Annotated in this window: 1 protein-coding gene; it reads right to left on the reverse strand. The window is 52.1% G+C overall.

Annotated features, from left to right (window positions below; all coding sequences use genetic code 11):
- On the reverse strand, positions 1-265 hold a 265-nt coding region (locus J2D73_RS20355; RefSeq protein ID WP_207884243.1), incomplete at both ends, for a hypothetical protein.

Raw genomic sequence — 265 nt, forward strand, 5'->3', positions numbered from 1 at the left:
GACCACGTTCCAGACGTAACACCTGAGATAGCCCGCAGTTATGCGCAATATCTGTCGCTTTAGAAGACCAAGGGGAGATCGTGCCTGGACGCGGAGTCACCAGCAATAAGCGGCCTTTGGGAGCGTGTTCAGCAAGTGAAGGACCGTATTTAAGAAGTCGTCCTAATTTGGTTTTTTCATCCAGGCTCAGCGGAGCGCTGACGTCGGCAAAGTGTACATATTCTGCGTAAATATCACTGACCGGAAGGTGGGCATCCTGACAGCG

Origin of the sequence: Acetobacter sacchari, assembly GCF_017377715.1 — a bacterium.
GTDB lineage: Bacteria > Pseudomonadota > Alphaproteobacteria > Acetobacterales > Acetobacteraceae > Acetobacter > Acetobacter sacchari.